Below are 16,822 nucleotides of genomic sequence, written 5' to 3' on the forward strand. Positions count from 1 at the left end.
GGCGTGACGTGACTCAGCCGCGGCCAGGTCCGGGAACATTCCGGACCGGGTCGCGGCTGAGGCAATGCGGGTGCAATGTATTGGTCCGTCGTCGGTCGGCCGACCGACAGTAGAGGCGAGGAGGTCGGTGCCGATGATCCTCACTCTGCTCGTGTGCGGACTTGCGTTGATCGCGCTGGTGTTGGTGGGGCTCTTCGTCTTCGGGCTGCGGCGCCGGCTGATCCAGCGTTCCGGCGGCACCTTCGACTGCTCCCTGCGCTGGGACGCCCCGGAGAAGGGCGACACCTCCGGCAAGGGCTGGGGGTATGGAGTCGCCCGCTACAACGGCGACCGCGTCGAGTGGTACCGCGTCTTCTCCTACGCTCCCCGGCCGCGCCGGGTCCTTGAGCGTTCATCCATCGAGGTCGTCGACCGCCGCGCCCCGGACGGCGAGGAGGAGCTGGCCCTGCTCTCCGACGCCATCGTCCTCGGCTGCCTGCACCGTGGCGTCCGCCTGGAGCTGGCGATGAGCGAGGACGCGCTCACGGGTTTCCTGGCCTGGCTGGAGGCGGCGCCTCCCGGGCAACGGGTGAATGTGGCCTGACCGGTCACGCACGGCCCGCGGACATGAAGAAGCCGGGAAGATGGGGGGCGATCCCATCTTCCCGGCTTCGTTCGTGGACGGCGCTTACTTCAGGCCGTCATTGATGGCGCTCACCAGCTCACCGTTGCTGGTGTCCCCGCTGAACTCCCAGAAGAACGCCCCGCCCAGACCCTGCTGCTTGGCCCAGGCCATCTTGGAGCGGATCGTCTCCGGGGTGTCGTACGACCACCAGTTGCTGCCGCAGTGGGCGTACGCGGTCCCGGCGACCGTTCCGTTCGCGGGGCAGGAGTTCTTCAGGACCTTGTAATCCTCGATGCCCGCCTCGTAGGTGCCCGGCGCCGCGCCGGTCGCGGTGCCGCCCGGCTCCTTCTGGGTGACGCCGGTCCAGCCACGCCCGTAGAAGCCGATGCCGAGCAGCAGCTTCGCCGCGGGCACGCCCTTGGCCTTCAGTTTGGAGATCGCGGCCGCGCTGTTGAAGCCCTCCTGCGGGATACCGGCGTAGGAGGTGAGCGGGGAGTGCGGGGCCGTCGGGCCCTTGGCCGCCCACGCGCCGAAGAAGTCGTACGTCATGACGTTGTACCAGTCGGCATACGGTGCCGCGCCGCCGTAGTCCGCGGCGTCGATCTTGCCGCCGTCGGAGCCGTCCGCGGTGATGGCCGCGGTGACGAGGTTCTTGGCGCCGAACTCGTTGCGGAAGGCCTGCATCATCGTCTTGAAGACGGCCGGGCCCGAGGTGTCGCAGGACAGGCCGCAGGCGTTCGGGTACTCCCAGTCCAGGTCGATGCCGTCGAAGACGTCGGCCCAGCGCGGGTCCTCGACGAGGTCGTGGCAGGACTTGGCGAAGGCCGCCGGGTTCTTCATGGCGTCGGTGAAGCCGCCGGACCAGGTCCAGCCGCCGAAGGACCAGAGGATCTTGATGTTCGGGTACTTGGCCTTCAGCTTGCGCAGCTGGTTGAAGTTGCCGCGCAGGGGCTGGTCCCAGGTGTCGGCGACGCCGTCCACCGACTGGTCGGCGGTGTACGCCTTGTCGATCGCCGCGTAGGAGTCGCCCATGGTGCACTTGCCGTTCTGGACGTTCCCGAAGCTGTAGTTGATGTGGGTGATCTTCCCGGCCGAGCCGGAGGTCGCGATGTTCTTCGCGTGGTAGTTGCGTCCGTAGACGCCCCACTCGGTGAAGTAGCCGAGCTTGACCTTGTCGCCGGGGCCGGGGCCCGGGTCGCCGCCGCCTCCCGTGGTGCGCACCTTGACGGCGCCGCTGACCGGACCGGTCTGGTCGGCGGTGTCACGGGCCTGCACGGTGTACGAGTAGTCGGTGCCGGCGGTCAGGTCCTTGTCGGTGTACGTGGTGTCCGTGACCGTGGCGACCTTGGCGCCGTCGCGCAGGACGTCGTAGTTCTTGACGCCCTTGTCGTCGGTGGCGGCCTTCCAGGACAGCTTCACGGACGTGTTGGTGACGTCGGAGGCCGTCGGGGCGCCGGGCGCGCTCGGCGGGTTGTCGCCGGGGACGCTGCCGCCGTCGCAGCTGCCGCCGTTGAGCGAGCACTTGGACGGGGCGCCGGAGCCGGTGCCGTTGAAGCCGAAGGAGACCGAGGCGCCGGGGGCGAGCGTTCCGTTCCAGCCGAGGTTCTTGGCACTCCAGCGGGTGCCGGAGTTGGTGACGGTGGCGTCCCAGGCGGAGGTCACCTTGGTGTCGGCGGGGAAGTCCCACTGGACGTTCCACGAGCTGAGCGTCGTGGTGCCGGTGTTCTTGATGGTCCACTTGCCCTCGAAGCCGTTGCCCCAGTCCTGGGTCTTGGCGTACGTGGCGGTGGCCTCGGAGGCTGCCTGGGAGGCGGTTTCGGGGGCCGCCTCGGCGGGGGCGCCGAGGGCGACCAGGGTGGCGAGCGGGAGCAGCAGCGTGGTCAGTCCGGCCACGGCTCGATGTCTGATGCTGAGTCCTGAGCGGGTGTCGCTCTGTGTGAAGCGCACGAGGTGCTCCTCGGGTGAGATCCGGGGGTCTGAGGGGTGGGACCCTGCGCCGCCCGTGAGCACGTGGACACGTGGGGGAGTGCTCACCGCAGTGCGGCGAGAATAGAAAGGTCTGGACCAGCGGTCAAGAGGTCTGTACCAATGGCCGAAATGTTCCGGTCCGGCGCGATCCCGCCCCCGGTCAAACCCCCAACTCCTGCGCGAGCACGGCCGCTTGCACCCGGCTGCGCAGCTCCAGCTTGCCGAGCATCCGGCTCACGTGCGTCTTCACCGTCGCCTCCGCCATGCTGAGGCGGTCGGCGATCTCCGCGTTCGACAGCCCCTCCCCGATGCAGGACAGCACCTCGCGCTCGCGCCGCGTGAGGCTCTCCAGGATGGCCGGGTCCGGCGCGTTCTCCCTGCGCACGGCCTGCCGCGGGGCGGCGAACTCGGCGATCAGGCGGCGGGTGACGGCCGGGGCGATCAGCCCCTCGCCGCGCGCGACCGTGCGGACGCCCTCGATGAGGTCCTTCGCCTCGGTGTTCTTCAGGAGGAAGCCGCAGGCACCCGCGCGCAGCGCCCCGAAGACGTACTCGTCGAGGTCGAAGGTGGTCAGCACGAGGACGTCCGCGAGGCTCTCGGCGACGACCTGGCGCGTCGCCGACACCCCGTCAAGGCGTGGCATCTGTATGTCCATCAGGACCAGGTCGGGGCGCAGCTCGCGGGCGAGGGCCACGGCCTGCTCGCCGTCCGCCGCCTCGCCGACCACCTCGATGTCGGGGGCGCTGCGCAGGATCAGGACCAGTCCCGCGCGTACGGCGGACTGGTCCTCGGCGACCAGCACTCGGATCATTCCTTGGCTCCTTCGTCCGCGGGGTCGACGGGCAGGGTCACGGAGACGGTCCAGACCTTCCCGCCGCCCTCGCTCTGTGGGCTGGTCTCGGGGCCCGACTCGAAGGTGCCGCCGAGCAGTTCGGTGCGCTCGCGCATGCCGACGAGGCCGGCTCCCGAGCCGGGGGCGCGGGGCCCGGCGGGATCGTCGTAGGGGCTGGTGACGCGGACCCGCAGGGCGCGCGGCTCCTGGGTGAGGGTGACGGTGACCCGGCCGGGGGAGGCGTGCTTGAGGGCGTTCGTCAGGGACTCCTGCACGATGCGGTACGCCGCGAGCTCGACCGGCGCGGGCAGCTTCGGGCCGTCCGCGGCGAGGGTGTCGTCGAGCGTGACGTCGAGGCCGTTGGTGCGGGCGGTGTCGAGCAGGGCGGCCAGCCCGTCCAGGGTGGGGGAGGCGGCCGGCTCCAGGTCACCGCTGTCGTCGCGCAGGATGCCGATGAGGCGGCGCATCTCGGCGAGGCCCTGGACGCTGTTCTCCCGGATCACGGCGAGGGCGTCCTTGCTGGTGGCCGGGTCGTCCAGGGAGAGCGCGGCCGTGGAGTGGATGGCGATCGCCGAGAGGTGGTTGGCGACCATGTCGTGCAGCTCGCGGGCCATCCGGGCGCGCTCCGCCGTGACCGCCTGGGCGCGGTCCATCTCGGCGAGCAGCGCGGTCTGCTCGGCCCGCAGCTTGGCCGCGGCGGCGGCCTCGCGGTGGTTGCGCACCAGGACGCCGGTGGCGGCGGGCCCGAACGAGACGATGCCGGTCAGCACACCGACGAGCACGGCCTCGGGCTCGCGCCACCACGCGAGGAAGCCGAGCGTCACCGCGACCGTGATGGTGCCGGTGGTCAGCGGGATGCGGCGGGCGGCGGCCGGGGTGCCGTAGACGACGGCCGCGTACATGATGTCCGTGAACATCATCACCGAGGCGAGGTTGCCCGACGTGAACTGGTCGAACACCAGCGCGCACGTGGCGAGGACCAGGGCGGTCTGGGGCATGGTGCTGCGCAGCAGTTCGAGCGCCGCCAGAGCGAAGAGCGGGAGCAGCGCCCACGCGGCGCCGAGCAGGCGGTCCGTCTGCATGTGCAGCCCGAGCGCCCACAGGGCGAGCCCGCTGGCCAGGCTGACGACGGCGATCTGCACGTCGATGCGCTGCGGGCGGGGCAGGGGCGGGGCCATGCCCTCCATCCAACACGCAGCGGGGGCCGCCCGCCTGATCCTGAGGGAGGAACCGCCCGCTACATCGAAGGATGCAGTGCCACTTCGTCACTGGCGACGATGATCCGCGCCCGGTCCGGCGGGAGCCTGGAGGGGTGACCGAGAGGAGCGAGCCGTGATCGTCACACTGATCATCATCTGCGAGGTCGGCTTCTGGGTGCTGCTGGCCGCGGGCCTCGCCGCCCGCTATCTGCTGCGCAAGCCGCGCCTCGGCCTCGCCATCCTGCTGTGCGAGCCGCTGCTCGAGGTCCTGCTGCTCGTCGTGACCGCCGTCGACCTGAAGAACGGCGCCGACCCGAGCTGGAAGCACGGCCTGGCCGCCGTCTACATCGGCTACACCGTGGGCCACGGCCACCGCACGGTCAAGTGGCTGGACGGCCACGCGGCGCACCGCTTCGACGGCGCGCCGCTGCCGCGCCCGCCCCGCTACGGCCGGGCCCGGGCCCTGCACGAGGCGAAGGTCTGGCTCGGCACCCTGGTCGCGGCGGCCGTCGCGAGCGCACTGCTGCTGCTCGCCATGTGGTACGTCGACGACCCGGGCCGCACCACGTCGCTGAAGGGCTGGCTGCACACCGCCTGGCGGGCGGCCACCATCCACGGCGTGGTCGCGCTCACCTACGCGCTGTTCCCGAAGCGGGCCCCGGCCCCGCGGGAGCGGGACGAGGACCGGCCCCTCACCCAGGTCTGACGGCGCCTACCGCTCGCCGCCCGGCACCCACAGCACGTCCCCGACCTCCTTGTTGGCCGTACGGGCCAGGATGAACAGGAGGTCGGAGAGGCGGTTGAGGTAGGTGGCCGTCAGCGGGTTCATGGTCTCGCCGTGCGTCTCGAAGGCCGCCCACGTGGACCGCTCGGCCCGCCGCACCACCGTGCACGCCTGGTGCAGCAGCGCCGCGCCCGGCGTGCCGCCCGGCAGGATGAAGCTGCGCAGCTTCTCCAGCTCTTCGAGGAAGCGGTCGCAGTCGGTCTCCAGCTTGTCGATGTAACTCTGCTCGACGCGCAGCGGCGGATACTTCGGGTCCTCGACGACCGGCGTGGACAGGTCGGCGCCCACGTCGAAGAGGTCGTTCTGGACCCGTACGAGGACCTTCACGACCTCCTCGTCGAGCCCGCCGAGCGCGATCGCCGTGCCGATGGCCGCGTTGGCCTCGTTGGCGTCGGCGTACGCCGCGATCCGCGGGTCGGTCTTGGCGGTGCGGCTCATGTCCCCGAGGGCGGTCGTGCCCTGGTCGCCGGTCCTGGTGTAGATGCGCGTCAGATTGACCATGCGGGCCAGCGTAGAGGGGGGACGCCGACGGGGTGAGCCGAGGAGTCGCCGCCCGGGGGGTCAGAAGGGCATGCGCCCCCGGGCGCGGCGGCCGGCGGACCCGCTGCGGCCCACCGCCTTGGAGCTGCTGCGGAAGGGCTTGCTGAAGAGGCGGCCCAGGATGCCGGGGGCCTTGCCGCCGGCGCGCGAACCGGCTCCCAGGGTGCGCTGGGTGCCGCGTTCGGGATGCCGGGACAGGCGGGGGACGAAGAAGGCGAGGACGGCCAGGACGACGCAGACGGCGACGATACCGACAACCATCATGAGGGGCTCCCTGAGGTGGGGTACGCCTTCCGTCTGCCCCCGCGGCCCCGGCCCATGCGCCGACCGACGGCCGCTCGTGGGGGCGGGGGTACAGTCGGCTCGCCGCTCAGCCCGTGCCGGACCGGGCGCCGCGGCCCGACGTTGCCTCGTGGTGTTCCGGCCAGGGAATGCCATGACCGGTACGCAGGAGTCCCCCGAGCTGACCTCGGACGCCACCGGAGGGCCGGGGAACCCGTCCGCGACGGACCGCGTCGCGCGGATACGCCGGCGTCTGGAGCGGCTGATCGGCATCGCGGCGACCGAGGGCAACGCGCTGACCGTCCTGCGCAACGGCGACGAGATATTCGCCGCCATGCTGGCCGCCATCGGGTCCGCCGAGCACACGGTCGACATGATGACCTTCGTCTACTGGAAGGGCGACATCGCCCGCCGGTTCGCCGACGCCCTCGCGGAGCGGGCCCGCGCCGGGCTGCGGGTGCGGCTGCTGCTCGACGGCTTCGGCAGCCGGCTGATCGAGGCCGAGCAGCTGCGGCTGATGGAGCGGGCCGGGGTGCAGGTGGCGTGGTTCCGCAAGCCGCTGCACCTGTCGCCCCTCAAGCAGAACCACCGCTGCCACCGCAAGGTCCTCGTCGTCGACGAGGAGACCGCCTTCACCGGAGGCGTGGGCATCGCCGAGGAGTGGTGCGGCGACGCCCGTAACCCCGACGAGTGGCGCGACACCCACGTCGAGGTGCGGGGCCCCGCGGTGGACGGCATCGCCGCGGCGTTCGCGCAGAACTGGGCCGAGTGCCACGGCGAACTCTTCGACGGCCGGGACCGGTTCATCGGGCACCGCCCGCAGGGCGACGCCATCGTGCAGGTGGTGCGCGGCTCGGCCAGCTTCGGCTGGCAGGACATGCAGACCCTGATCCGCGTCATGCTCGAGTCCGCCGAGGACCGCTTCCGGCTGGCCACGGCCTACTTCTCGCCGGACGCGTACTTCGTCGAGCTGCTCTGCGCCACCGCGCGGCGCGGCGTCGAGGTGGAGATCCTGCTGCCCGGCCCGCACACCGACAAGCGGGTCTGCCGGCTGGCCGGGCAGCACCACTACGAGGACCTCATCCGCTGCGGGGTGCGGATCCACGAATACCAGCCGACGATGATGCACGCCAAGGTCATCACCGTCGACGGCGTCGCCGCGCTGATCGGCTCGACCAACTTCAACCGGCGCTCCCTCGACCACGACGAGGAGGTCATGCTGGCCGTCCTGGACCAGGAGTTCACCGCGACGCTGGACGCGCACTACGACGAGGATCTCAGGGCCAGTGAACTGATCCGACGGGGCCGGTGGAAGGGACGCTCCCTCGTCCAGCGGGCCCGTGAGATGAGCGTCCAGCCCATCCGCCGTTTCCTGTGACGCGCCCACAGCGCCGCGGCCGCGCCCCGGACACGACGCGTTCGCGTCACGCCCCTGCCTTCTTGTAGACGCGCGTGCCCACCGCCACGGACAGCAGCACGAAGGCGAGCGCCATCAGCACGCCGTACAGCATGGTCGTGGAGGCGTAGTCGCCCACGTAGCCGGCCCGCACCGCGTCCACGAGGTAGCGGAACGGCATGAAGTGCGACAGGACGTCCAGCCAGGTGGGCGCGAGCGCCATCGGCAGCATCAGGCCCGACAGCAGCACCGAGGGCAGGCTGATGGCGTTCACGGCGGGCCCGAACTCGTGGGCCCTGGCGACCTTCATGCCCAGCGCGTACGAGAGCGAGGCGAGCGACGCGCTGAGCAGCGCCACGAACGCGAACCCGATGAGCACACCGCCGAGCGGCGCCCTGAGCCCCATCACCAGCGCGGCCAGCACCAGCAGCACCGCCTGGAAGACGAAGAGCGCGGCGTCGCGCAGGATGCGGCCGAGCAGCAGCGCGAGGCGGCTGACGGGCGTCACCCGCATCCGCTCCACCACGCCGAACTGCTTCTCGATGATGAGCGCGAAGCCGCTGAAAGTGGCGCCGAACAGGCCGAGTTGGAGCAGCAGTCCGGGGACGAGCACCTGCCAGGAGTCGCCCTTCGAGCCGAGCGGCAGGTCGGTGAGGAGCGGGCCGAAGAAGAGCAGGTAGAGCAGGGGCGTCAGGACGCCGAAGAGGATCTGGAACTTGGAGCGCAGGGTCTGCCGGGCGTACCGCCCGAAGATCAGCGCGGTGTCGGAGAGCAGTGCGGGCATCGGTGGGGTCCTGTGGTGTCAGACGGCGAGGGGAGCCGTGTCCTTGGGGGCGAGGTCGCGCCCGGTGATGGCGAGGAAGGTGTCCTGGAGCGTGGCGTCGATCGAGCCGCCGTACCGGAGCTTGAGCGCGCTCGGCGTGCCCTCGGCGGCCACGACGCCCTTGTCGACGACGACCAGGCGGTCGGAGAGCGCGTCGGCCTCGTCGAGGTAGTGCGTGGTGAGGAAGACCGTCGTGCCGTGCTCGTCGCGCAGCCGCCGCACCAGCGCCCACAGGTCCGCGCGGCTGCCCGGGTCGAGCCCGGTGGTCGGCTCGTCGAGGAAGAGCACTTCGGGCCGGTGGGTGAGCCCCATGGCGATGTCGAGCCGCCGCCGCTGACCGCCGGAGAGGGTGGCGCAGGGGCGCTCCATCAGCTCGGTGAGCCCGAGGTCCCTTGCCAGCTCGTCGGCGCGTGCGGCGGCCTGATCTTTCGTCAGGCGGTAGAGGCGCCCCTGGGTGACCAGTTCCTCGCGTACGCAGATGGTGGGGTCGACGCCGCCGGACTGGGCGACGTAACCGATCTTCTCCCGTACGCCGGCGGGGTCCCGGAGCAGGTCGTGGCCCGCGACGGTGGCGGCGCCGCCGGTCGGCGCGAGCAGGGTGGTGAGCATGCGCAGCGTGGTGGTCTTGCCCGCGCCGTTGGGCCCGAGGAAGCCGAGGATCTCGCCCGGCTGGACGGTGAGGTCGATGCCGCGCACGGCCTCGACGGCGCCGTTCTTCGTCGCGAAGGTCCGGGCGAGCCCGGCGGTGCTGATGATTGGCATGGTGACCACAAAAACAGAGTCCATGAAATTTTGCAATGCCACCAAGTTTTCAGGGGGCCTAAGATGGCGGCATGGCTGAGGGGCTCAGGGAGCGCAAGAAGAGGCAGACAAAGCAGCGCATCTCGGATATCGCGACCGGGCTCTTCCTGGAGCACGGCTTCGTCACGGTGACGATCGCCGACATCGCCGAGGCCGCAGACGTCTCCGTCAACACGGTCTACAACTACTTCCCGGCCAAGGAGGACCTCTTCCTCGACCGGGGCGCGGACGCCGTCGACCGGCTCTCCCGCTATGTGCGCGGCCGCCGCGACGGCGAGTCCGCCGCCGACGCGGTCCTGCGCGAACTGCGCGCCGACGTCGAAGGGCTCTCACCGGGCGTCGGGCTCTTCCCCGGCTGGGCCGACTTCATGAAGGTCATCACCGAGGCGCAGCCGCTGCGCTCCCGCCTCTGGGCCATCCAGCAGGAAGCCCTCGACGACCTCACCAGGACCCTCGCCGAGGAGACGGACGCGGCCGAGGGCGACCCGCTGCCGGCGCTCGTCGCCGGCCAGCTCTCCTGGATTCACGGCACGCTCATGAGCTGGATCGGCGACGAGATGACCAAGGGCCGCGAGGCCGCCGAGGTCTCCCGGGAGGCGCTCGCCCTGCTCGACCAGATGGAGTCCCTCCTCGGCGAGAAGGTGCTCAACTACGCGGTGCGCGCCGCCAAGTGACACGTGCGCGGCGTGCGCCGGTGTGATGTCCGTCAGTTGAGACGTGACGCGCATCTCTTCGCCGCCACAGGCGCCCTCACGGCCGCTAATGTCCGCTCCAGAGGCATACGTAAACAGCGTGCAAGCCAAGCGTGACAAGCGGTAGGGGAGTCGGAACAGTGGCACGGAAGCTCGCCGTCATCGGAGCCGGACTCATGGGGTCCGGCATCGCACAGGTCTCCGCCCAGGCGGGCTGGGACGTCGTCCTGCGCGACGTCACCGATGAGGCCCTGACCCGTGGCACCGACGGGATCAAGGCGTCGTACGACAAGTTCGTCGGCAAGGGCAAGCTCGCCGCCGACGACGCCGAGGCCGCGCTCGCGCGGATCACGACCACCACCGACCTGGACGCCGTCGCCGACGCGGACATCGTCGTCGAGGCCGTCTTCGAGAAGCTGGAGGTCAAGCACGAGATCTTCCGCACGCTGGACAAGCTCGTGCGCGAGGACGCGGTGCTCGCCTCCAACACCTCCGCCATCCCGATCACCAAGATCGCGGCCGTGACGGAGCGCCCGGAGCGCGTCGTGGGCGCCCACTTCTTCTCGCCGGTCCCGATGATGCAGCTGTGCGAACTGGTGCGCGGCTACAAGACCAGCGACGAGACCCTCGCCCGGACCCGCGAGTTCGCCGAGTCCGTCGGCAAGACCTGCATCGTCGTCAACCGCGACGTCGCCGGGTTCGTGACGACCCGTCTGATCTCCGCGCTCGTCGTCGAGGCCGCCAAGCTCTACGAGTCGGGTGTCGCCACCGCCGAGGACATCGACATCGCCTGCAAGCTCGGCTTCGGCCACGCCATGGGCCCCCTCGCGACCGCCGACCTCACCGGCGTCGACATCCTCCTCCACGCCACCAGCAACATCTACACGGAGTCCCAGGACGAGAAGTTCGCCCCGCCGGAGCTGATGCGCCGGATGGTTGACGCCGGTGACATCGGGCGCAAGAGCGGGCAGGGCTTCTACAAGCACTGAGTCCGACCCCACGCGTGCCGCTTACGCCTGCTGACGCCTCGTCCGACGATTCGTCGCCCTCCTGGGTCACCCCTCGGAGTGAATTCGGTATCGGTTCGCTTACAGACGGCAACTTCCTTGCCCATGCGGCAGTCAGTTGCTGTGACATACGCAGACGACTCACGGATCAGACGGCACAGCGGACACGGCACTCTCGGGGAGCGTATATGCACATCAAGGGCGACCAGGCCCAGCTGGTCGTCGGGGGCCGCCTCGACGTACGCAGCGCGGCGGACGCCCGTACGGTCCTGCACTCGGCCGTCGACGACGGCGCCGGCGACCTGGTGCTGGACCTGTCCGAACTCGACTCGTGGGACGCCACGGGACTCGGCGTCATCATGGGCGCCCACCGCCGCGCCGGGCGGTGCGGGCGCAGGCTCGTCCTGCGCCACGTGCCGCCCCAGATGCAGCGCCTGCTGGTGGCGACGAGGCTGCACCGCATCCTCGCCATCGAGGGCGGCATCGGCGTCGAATCGCTCCCCAGGGCCTGAACCGGAACCGCGCGCGCAATCCTCACGAGACCGTGACGTCTCGGGCGGGACGGCACCCCGCCCTCTCGTAGATACTGTGCGAAGGTCTAGGGTTCGGTCGCCCACCGATAGACGAACCCGCACGGGGGCACCGGACCAGAAGCGACAGCGCAGTGTGCACGAAGGCCGGAGGGGGCTCTGCACACCACGCATCTGGGGGGCTTTGACCATGGACCCGATGGACCCGACGAACCACAGGCCCGAGGAGTACGACCACGGCGGCGCCGGCCACGACGGCACGGCCCGCCCGCCGCGGCCACGCGACCCGCTGACGCCCGACTTCGGCCAGCCCGCGCCCGCGCTGGCCCGCACCGTCCGGCTCGTCTCGGGCGACTTCCTGCTCACCGTCAACCCCGTCGACGGCAGCGAGATCGAACCCTGCCCGCCCGGGGAGCGGCCGGCCCGGCCCGCCAAGCGCACCGCCGACGAGCGCGCCGAACTGCGCCGCGCCGCCGCGCCGCCCGTCCCGCCGGGCCCCGCCCTGCCGAGACTGCCGCTCCTGGAGCGCCAGGAAGAGCGTGAGCGCCTCGTACGGCTCCTCGCGCGCGGCCGCTCGGTCCGGCTGACCGGGCCCGCCGGATCGGGCCGCACAGCGCTTCTCGACGCCGTCGCGGACGACTGCGCGGGCCTCGCGCCCGACGGCGTCGTCCGGCTCTGCGGCTACCGCAAGACGCCCGGCGAACTGCTGCACGACCTCTTCGCCGCCGTCTACCACGCGCCCCTGCACCGCCCCGAGCGCTCCATGCTGCTCGAACTCGTCCACGAGATCGGCGCGGTCGTCATCCTCGACGACCTGGAGTTCGGCGGCGCCGGCCTCGACGAACTGCTCGACGCGACACCCGAGTGCGCCTTCCTCCTCGCCACGACGCCCGACGTCGCCGCCCCGTCCGCCGACTCCCGCCTCGAAGAGGTCTTCCTCGCCGGCCTCGGCCGCGGCAGCACCCTGGAGCTGCTGGAGCGCGCCGTCGGCCGCGTCCTCGACGACGAGGAGGCCAACTGGGCGGGCGACCTGTGGTTCGAGTCGGAGGGCCTGCCCCTGCGCTTCGTCCAGGCGGGCGCCCTGCTGCGCCAGCGCGACCAGCTCCGCGCCGACCCGCACGCCTTCGCGGAGAACGGCTACTCGCTCCAGACCTCCCCCCAGGCCGCCACCGACGCGCCCTCGGACGACGGCGACGCCGACATCCCGCTGCCCTCGCTCGCCGACGGAGCCGCGCCCGCCGCCCTGCTCGCCTCGCGGCTCAGCCCCTCCGCCCGCGACACCCTGAAGTTCGCCGTCGCCCTCGGCGGCGAACTGCCGCACCAGGCCCACCTGCCCGCCCTGGTCGGCGACACCCACGCCGACGCGGCCCTCGCCGAGCTGGTCGGCTGCGCCCTGGTCACCGCCGTCGGCTCCCGCTACCGCCTCGCCGCCGGGGTACGGCCCCAGCTGGAGGCTTCCGGATACGCCGACGAGGCCGCCGAGTACGCCCGGGCCGCCGCCCAGCACTACGCCTGGTGGGCCGGGCACCCCTCGGTCACCCCGGAGCGGGTGGCGGCCGAGGCGGACGCCGTGCAGGCCGCCCTGGCCGCCCTGGTCACCTCCGAGAGCGGCGCCGCCGTGCTGCTGGCCCGCACCGCGGCGCCCGCCTTCGCCGGAGGGCTCCACTGGGGCGCCTGGGAACGCGCCCTGCGGTCCGGCCAGGAAGCGGCGCGCAACGCCGGGGAGGTCGCCGAAGAGGCGTACTTCCACCACGAGTTGGGCATCCTCGCGCTCTGCGGCGGCCTGCTGGACCGGGCCCGCGCCGAGCTGGAGGCCTCCATCGGGCTGCGCGGCGCCCTCGCCGACAAGCGCGGCATGATCTCCGGGCGCCGGGCCCTGGCCCTGGTCGCGGACCGCTCGGGCGGCACACCGCCCGGCGGGCGCACGGCCGCGGGCGAGGAGGTCCCCGACGCGCGCCACGAGGAGTCCGCGTCGCCCTCCGGCGGTGCCCCGGCGGCCTTCGCGGCGCCCGAGCCGCCGACCGAGCCGATCACCCTGGTCGCGGGCACGGCGGCCGCGCCCGGCGCGGGTCCGGCGCCGAGCCGCCGCTCCATCCTCAGCGGCACCCGGCGCAACCTCGTCGCCGCGGGCGCGGGCGCCCTGCTGGCCGCCGTCCTCGGCACCGTCGTCACGCTCGGCGCCACCTCCGACAACGACCGTCCCGAGCACGACCGGGTCAAGACGGAGCAGTCCGCGCGGGAGGACCGCGACGACGGCGGCCTCAGCGCCGACGAGCCCCCGGAGGGCTCCACGAGCCGCCCCCGCGACCCCGGCGAGGACGGCGTCGTCGGCACCGCCGACGACCCGAAGCCGTCCGCGAGCGGCGCCCCCTCCAGCAGGCCGAGCGCGAGCGGTGACCCCTCGGGGAAGCCCACGGACGAGCCCACCGGCGAACCGACGGACAAGCCGACCGGCAAGCCCACCGGCGACCCGACCGACAAGCCCACGGACAAGCCGACCGACAAACCGACGGACAAGCCGACCGACAAGCCCACGGACAAGCCGACGGACCCGCCGACCACGCCGCCGACGAACCCGCCGACGACCCAGGCCCCGCCCTCCTCGCCCAACACGTCGACCTCGGCGAGCGGCCCGGCCGGCTCGCCGCCGACGGCCTGAGGCGGTCGTACGCGTGAGGGGCCGGGTCCACTGGACCCGGCCCCTCACGCGTAGGTGTGACGTCTCTCGCGTACGTGTGACGTCTCTCAGAACAGCCGCAGCTTGTCGTCCTCGATGCCGCGCAGCGCGTTGTAATCGAGGATGGCGCAGCCGATGCCGCGGTCCGTGGCGAGGACGCGGGCCTGCGGCTTGATCTCCTGGGCGGCGAAGATGCCCTTGACGGGCGCCAGGTGCGGGTCGCGGTTCAACAGCTCGAGATAACGGGTCAGTTGCTCGACACCGTCGATCTCGCCGCGCCGCTTGATCTCCACGGCGACCGTCTGCCCGTCGGCGTCCCGGCAGAGGATGTCGACGGGACCGATCGCCGTCATGTACTCGCGGCGGATGAGCGAGTATCCCTCACCGAGTGTCTCGATCCGGTCGGCGAGAAGCTCCTGAAGGTGTGCTTCCACGCCGTCCTTGATGAGGCCGGGGTCCACGCCCAGTTCGTGCGAGGAGTCGTGCAGGACTTCCTCCATCGTGATGATGAGTTTCTCGCCCGCCTTGTTCACGACGGTCCACACACCGGCGTCGTCCCCTGATCCCTCCTTCAGCGTGCAGGGCGGGGACATCCAGTTGAGGGGTTTGTAGGCCCTGTCGTCCGCGTGGATGGAGACGCTGCCGTCCGCCTTCACAAGGATCAGACGGGGGGCCGACGGGAGGTGGGCGGTGAGCCGGCCCGCGTAGTCCACGGAGCATCGGGCAATGACGAGACGCATGGGGCGCAACGCTACTCGACTCGGGGCGGTGCACGCGATTCGCCCGTCGGCGACCGGTGGGCCCTGTGGGGATCGTGCGACTTGTCCGCCGATGGACCCGTTCGATCCTGGCCGGTTATGCGCCCAATCTCCTGGTGCCGTCACCGCCCGTTGCCTACCGTAGAAGCGGGAGGTCGCCATCCGTGCACGCTGCGTATGCGGACTCCATCCCTGTCCGTAAGCCCTCGCTCGACGGGGGTGCGAGAGGAGAACCCATGTCGCTCGACGTCTCACCGGCACTGTTGGAACAGGCCGAGCGAGGCGAGGTGGACGAAGCAGCTTTCGTCGACTGCGTCCGGACCTCCCTGCCTTACGCATGGGAGATGATCAGCTCCCTGGTGGCCCAGCTGAAGGTCGACGGCGGAGAGTTCGCCGACAACCAGACGCCGCCCCCGGACGAGCAGGCACGTGGACAGCTGCTGCGCGCGCTCGCGAGTGACGCGATTCGCGGCGCTCTGCAGCGGCACTTCGGAGTGCGTCTGGCATTCCAGAACTGCCACCGTGTGGCGGTGTTCCCGCTGGATTCCTCGGTGGACGACAGGCTTGCCCGCTTCACCTCGATCCGGGGCCAGCTGCTCAATCAGTCGCCCGAACTGCGGGACTGCTGACGCTTGTTGCTGCCGCTCCGTACGCGGGAGGTGTATCAGTCCGGAGCGGCAGCTCCCGTCCCGGCCCGCTCCGGGGCCGGGGGGTCACCCGAGCTGGGGCAGCACCTCGGCGCCCAGCCGCCGTACGTTCTCCTCCGTGGCCGCGAGGTCGCCGGAGCCCTCCACGAGCAGCGCGAAGCGTGTGATGCCGGTGCGCTCCGCCGTGGCCGCGAGACGGTCCGCGCACACCTGTGGGGTCCCCACCGGGTGCAGCCCGCAGAGCAGTTCGGTGTACGCCAGCGGGTCCCGCATGGCACGGCGGCGGCCGTCGACCGTCACATGGGCGTCCAGACCCTGCTTGAGCCAGCCCGGCATCGCTTTCTGTAACGTCTCGGCGGCCTCCAGGGGGCGGTCCCCGATCTGCACCACCCCGGCGGAGACGTGCGGAGCCGTGGCGATTACCTCCGGCGTATGCCCGGCGGCACGTGCGTGCCGCTGCCACAAGGCCACCATTTCGGCCTTCTCGTCGTCGCCCGCGTGCATGCCGAGCAGCATCGGCAGCCCGCGCTGCGCGGCGAGCCGCACACTGGTCGGCGAGGTACAGGCGAGGATCACCTCGGGGCCGCCGTCGCCCTGCCCGCTCAGGGCCTCCTGCGGGCGCGGCACGACGGCGACCTCACGGAAGGCGAACCGCTCGCCCGAACTCTCGACACGCGGCTCGGTCAACCACCTGAGCAGCAGGTCGAGTGAGTCGGGGAACCCCTTCTCGTACGCCTCCAGGCCCGCGCCGAAGACCTCCAGGTCCACCCAGGGGCCGCCCCGGCCGACGCCGAGCGAGAACCTGCCGCCGGAGGTGATGTGGAGCAGGGCCGCCTGCTCGCCGAGCGCGACGGGATGTGCGGTGGGCAGGACGCTCACGGCCGTGCCGACCCGGAGCCTGCGGGTCCGTCCGAGGAGCAGCGCCGCCAGGGTCACCGCCGAGGGGCAGGTGCCGTACGGCACGAAGTGGTGCTCGGCGAGCCAGACCGAGTCCAGCCCCGCCTCCTCGGCCACCTCGGCGGAACGCACCGCCCGGTGCAGTGCCTCACCCTGCCCCTGTCCGGGGAACTGGGCGGCCAGAACAAAACTACCTACACGCATCGCACTCCTGCCTCCTTGGCACCGACGCAGGCACTCCCCCCACGGGCAACAACGCATGACACGTGCCAAAGGCACGGCCTGGCAGAAAGATTGTTGGATTTTCCGTGCGCTGCCGCGTGCGCCGCGGGAGTGGGCAGGCGACGAGTACCCCGTGGCGCGGCGCGTAGGCTGGTCACCCCTC

General features: G+C 71.6%; 17 protein-coding genes. 8 read left to right on the forward strand and 9 right to left on the reverse strand.

Translation table 11 applies throughout. From position 1 onward, the window contains the following. The first annotated feature begins 133 nt into the window (after positions 1-133). Entirely contained in the window at positions 134-583 is a 450-nt protein-coding gene (locus tag J2N69_RS25475; protein WP_127909448.1) for a DUF2550 domain-containing protein, read from the forward strand. Between the two features lie 84 nt (positions 584-667). Here the strand turns inward: J2N69_RS25475 and J2N69_RS25480 are convergent, their stop codons facing one another. The 3 genes from J2N69_RS25480 to J2N69_RS25490 all read right to left on the reverse strand — a co-directional run bounded on the left by J2N69_RS25480 (position 668) and on the right by J2N69_RS25490 (position 4,582). Then, complete coding sequence (locus tag J2N69_RS25480; protein WP_230902797.1) at positions 668-2,551, reverse strand: glycoside hydrolase family 18 chitinase; 1,884 nt, start codon at positions 2,549-2,551, stop codon at positions 668-670. Positions 2,552-2,732: 181 nt separating this feature from the next. Then, positions 2,733-3,383, reverse strand: coding sequence for a response regulator (locus tag J2N69_RS25485; protein ID WP_230902798.1), 651 nt, complete (start codon positions 3,381-3,383; stop codon positions 2,733-2,735). After that, positions 3,380-4,582: a sensor histidine kinase gene (locus tag J2N69_RS25490; RefSeq protein WP_230902799.1), complete on the reverse strand. Its 1,203-nt coding sequence runs from the start codon at positions 4,580-4,582 to the stop codon at positions 3,380-3,382. The genes J2N69_RS25485 and J2N69_RS25490 overlap by 4 nt, the downstream gene beginning before the upstream one ends. 154 nt (positions 4,583-4,736) lie before the next feature. Between J2N69_RS25490 and J2N69_RS25495 the strand changes: the two genes are divergently transcribed. After that, positions 4,737-5,309, forward strand: a complete 573-nt coding sequence (locus tag J2N69_RS25495) for a hypothetical protein (protein ID WP_230902800.1) — start codon at positions 4,737-4,739, stop codon at positions 5,307-5,309. Between the two features lie 6 nt (positions 5,310-5,315). Here the strand turns inward: J2N69_RS25495 and J2N69_RS25500 are convergent, their stop codons facing one another. Next, positions 5,316-5,888 carry a cob(I)yrinic acid a,c-diamide adenosyltransferase gene (locus tag J2N69_RS25500; RefSeq protein ID WP_230902801.1) on the reverse strand — a complete coding sequence of 191 codons (573 nt, stop codon included), beginning with the start codon at positions 5,886-5,888 and terminating at the stop codon, positions 5,316-5,318. A gap of 60 nt (positions 5,889-5,948) precedes the next feature. Further along, positions 5,949-6,191, reverse strand: coding sequence for a DUF6411 family protein (locus tag J2N69_RS25505; protein ID WP_127909443.1), 243 nt, complete (start codon positions 6,189-6,191; stop codon positions 5,949-5,951). A 172-nt stretch (positions 6,192-6,363) separates the two neighbouring features. Between J2N69_RS25505 and J2N69_RS25510 the strand changes: the two genes are divergently transcribed. Next, positions 6,364-7,587, forward strand: coding sequence for a phospholipase D-like domain-containing protein (locus tag J2N69_RS25510; RefSeq protein WP_230902802.1), 1,224 nt, complete (start codon positions 6,364-6,366; stop codon positions 7,585-7,587). A 46-nt stretch (positions 7,588-7,633) separates the two neighbouring features. Here J2N69_RS25510 and J2N69_RS25515 read toward each other — a convergent pair whose 3' ends face one another. Together J2N69_RS25515 and J2N69_RS25520 are read right to left on the reverse strand one after the other, a co-directional pair. Then, complete coding sequence (locus J2N69_RS25515) at positions 7,634-8,389, reverse strand: ABC transporter permease (RefSeq protein ID WP_127909441.1); 756 nt, start codon at positions 8,387-8,389, stop codon at positions 7,634-7,636. A gap of 18 nt (positions 8,390-8,407) precedes the next feature. Continuing rightward, positions 8,408-9,190, reverse strand: coding sequence for an ABC transporter ATP-binding protein (locus J2N69_RS25520; RefSeq protein WP_230902803.1), 783 nt, complete (start codon positions 9,188-9,190; stop codon positions 8,408-8,410). A 71-nt stretch (positions 9,191-9,261) separates the two neighbouring features. Here J2N69_RS25520 and J2N69_RS25525 point away from each other — a divergent pair, with 71 nt between their 5' ends. From J2N69_RS25525 to J2N69_RS25540, 4 genes are all read left to right on the forward strand, one after another. Further along, positions 9,262-9,903: a TetR/AcrR family transcriptional regulator gene (locus J2N69_RS25525; protein WP_230902804.1), complete on the forward strand. Its 642-nt coding sequence runs from the start codon at positions 9,262-9,264 to the stop codon at positions 9,901-9,903. A gap of 158 nt (positions 9,904-10,061) precedes the next feature. After that, a complete protein-coding gene (locus J2N69_RS25530) occupies positions 10,062-10,910 on the forward strand; it encodes a 3-hydroxyacyl-CoA dehydrogenase family protein (protein ID WP_230902805.1) in 849 nt (282 codons plus the stop codon). A gap of 206 nt (positions 10,911-11,116) precedes the next feature. Then, the gene (locus tag J2N69_RS25535) at positions 11,117-11,440 is read left to right on the forward strand and encodes an STAS domain-containing protein (RefSeq protein WP_230902806.1); all 324 of its coding nucleotides are present in this window, start codon (positions 11,117-11,119) and stop codon (positions 11,438-11,440) included. A 217-nt stretch (positions 11,441-11,657) separates the two neighbouring features. Then, entirely contained in the window at positions 11,658-14,117 is a 2,460-nt protein-coding gene (locus J2N69_RS25540) for an ATP-binding protein (RefSeq protein WP_230902807.1), read from the forward strand. A gap of 86 nt (positions 14,118-14,203) precedes the next feature. Here J2N69_RS25540 and nucS read toward each other — a convergent pair whose 3' ends face one another. Beyond that, positions 14,204-14,875: an endonuclease NucS gene (gene nucS, locus J2N69_RS25545; protein ID WP_030789353.1), complete on the reverse strand. Its 672-nt coding sequence runs from the start codon at positions 14,873-14,875 to the stop codon at positions 14,204-14,206. 254 nt (positions 14,876-15,129) lie between these two features. Between nucS and J2N69_RS25550 the strand changes: the two genes are divergently transcribed. Continuing rightward, positions 15,130-15,522 (forward strand): SCO5389 family protein, encoded by a 393-nt coding sequence (locus J2N69_RS25550; protein WP_030789356.1) that lies wholly within the window; start codon positions 15,130-15,132, stop codon positions 15,520-15,522. 84 nt (positions 15,523-15,606) lie between these two features. On the opposite strand, the gene J2N69_RS25555 is transcribed toward J2N69_RS25550, so the two are convergent. Then, the gene (locus tag J2N69_RS25555) at positions 15,607-16,641 is read right to left on the reverse strand and encodes an LLM class flavin-dependent oxidoreductase (RefSeq protein ID WP_230902808.1); all 1,035 of its coding nucleotides are present in this window, start codon (positions 16,639-16,641) and stop codon (positions 15,607-15,609) included. Between the last annotated feature and the right edge of the window lie 181 nt (positions 16,642-16,822).

The organism is Streptomyces huasconensis (assembly GCF_021028635.1).
GTDB lineage: Bacteria > Actinomycetota > Actinomycetes > Streptomycetales > Streptomycetaceae > Streptomyces > Streptomyces huasconensis.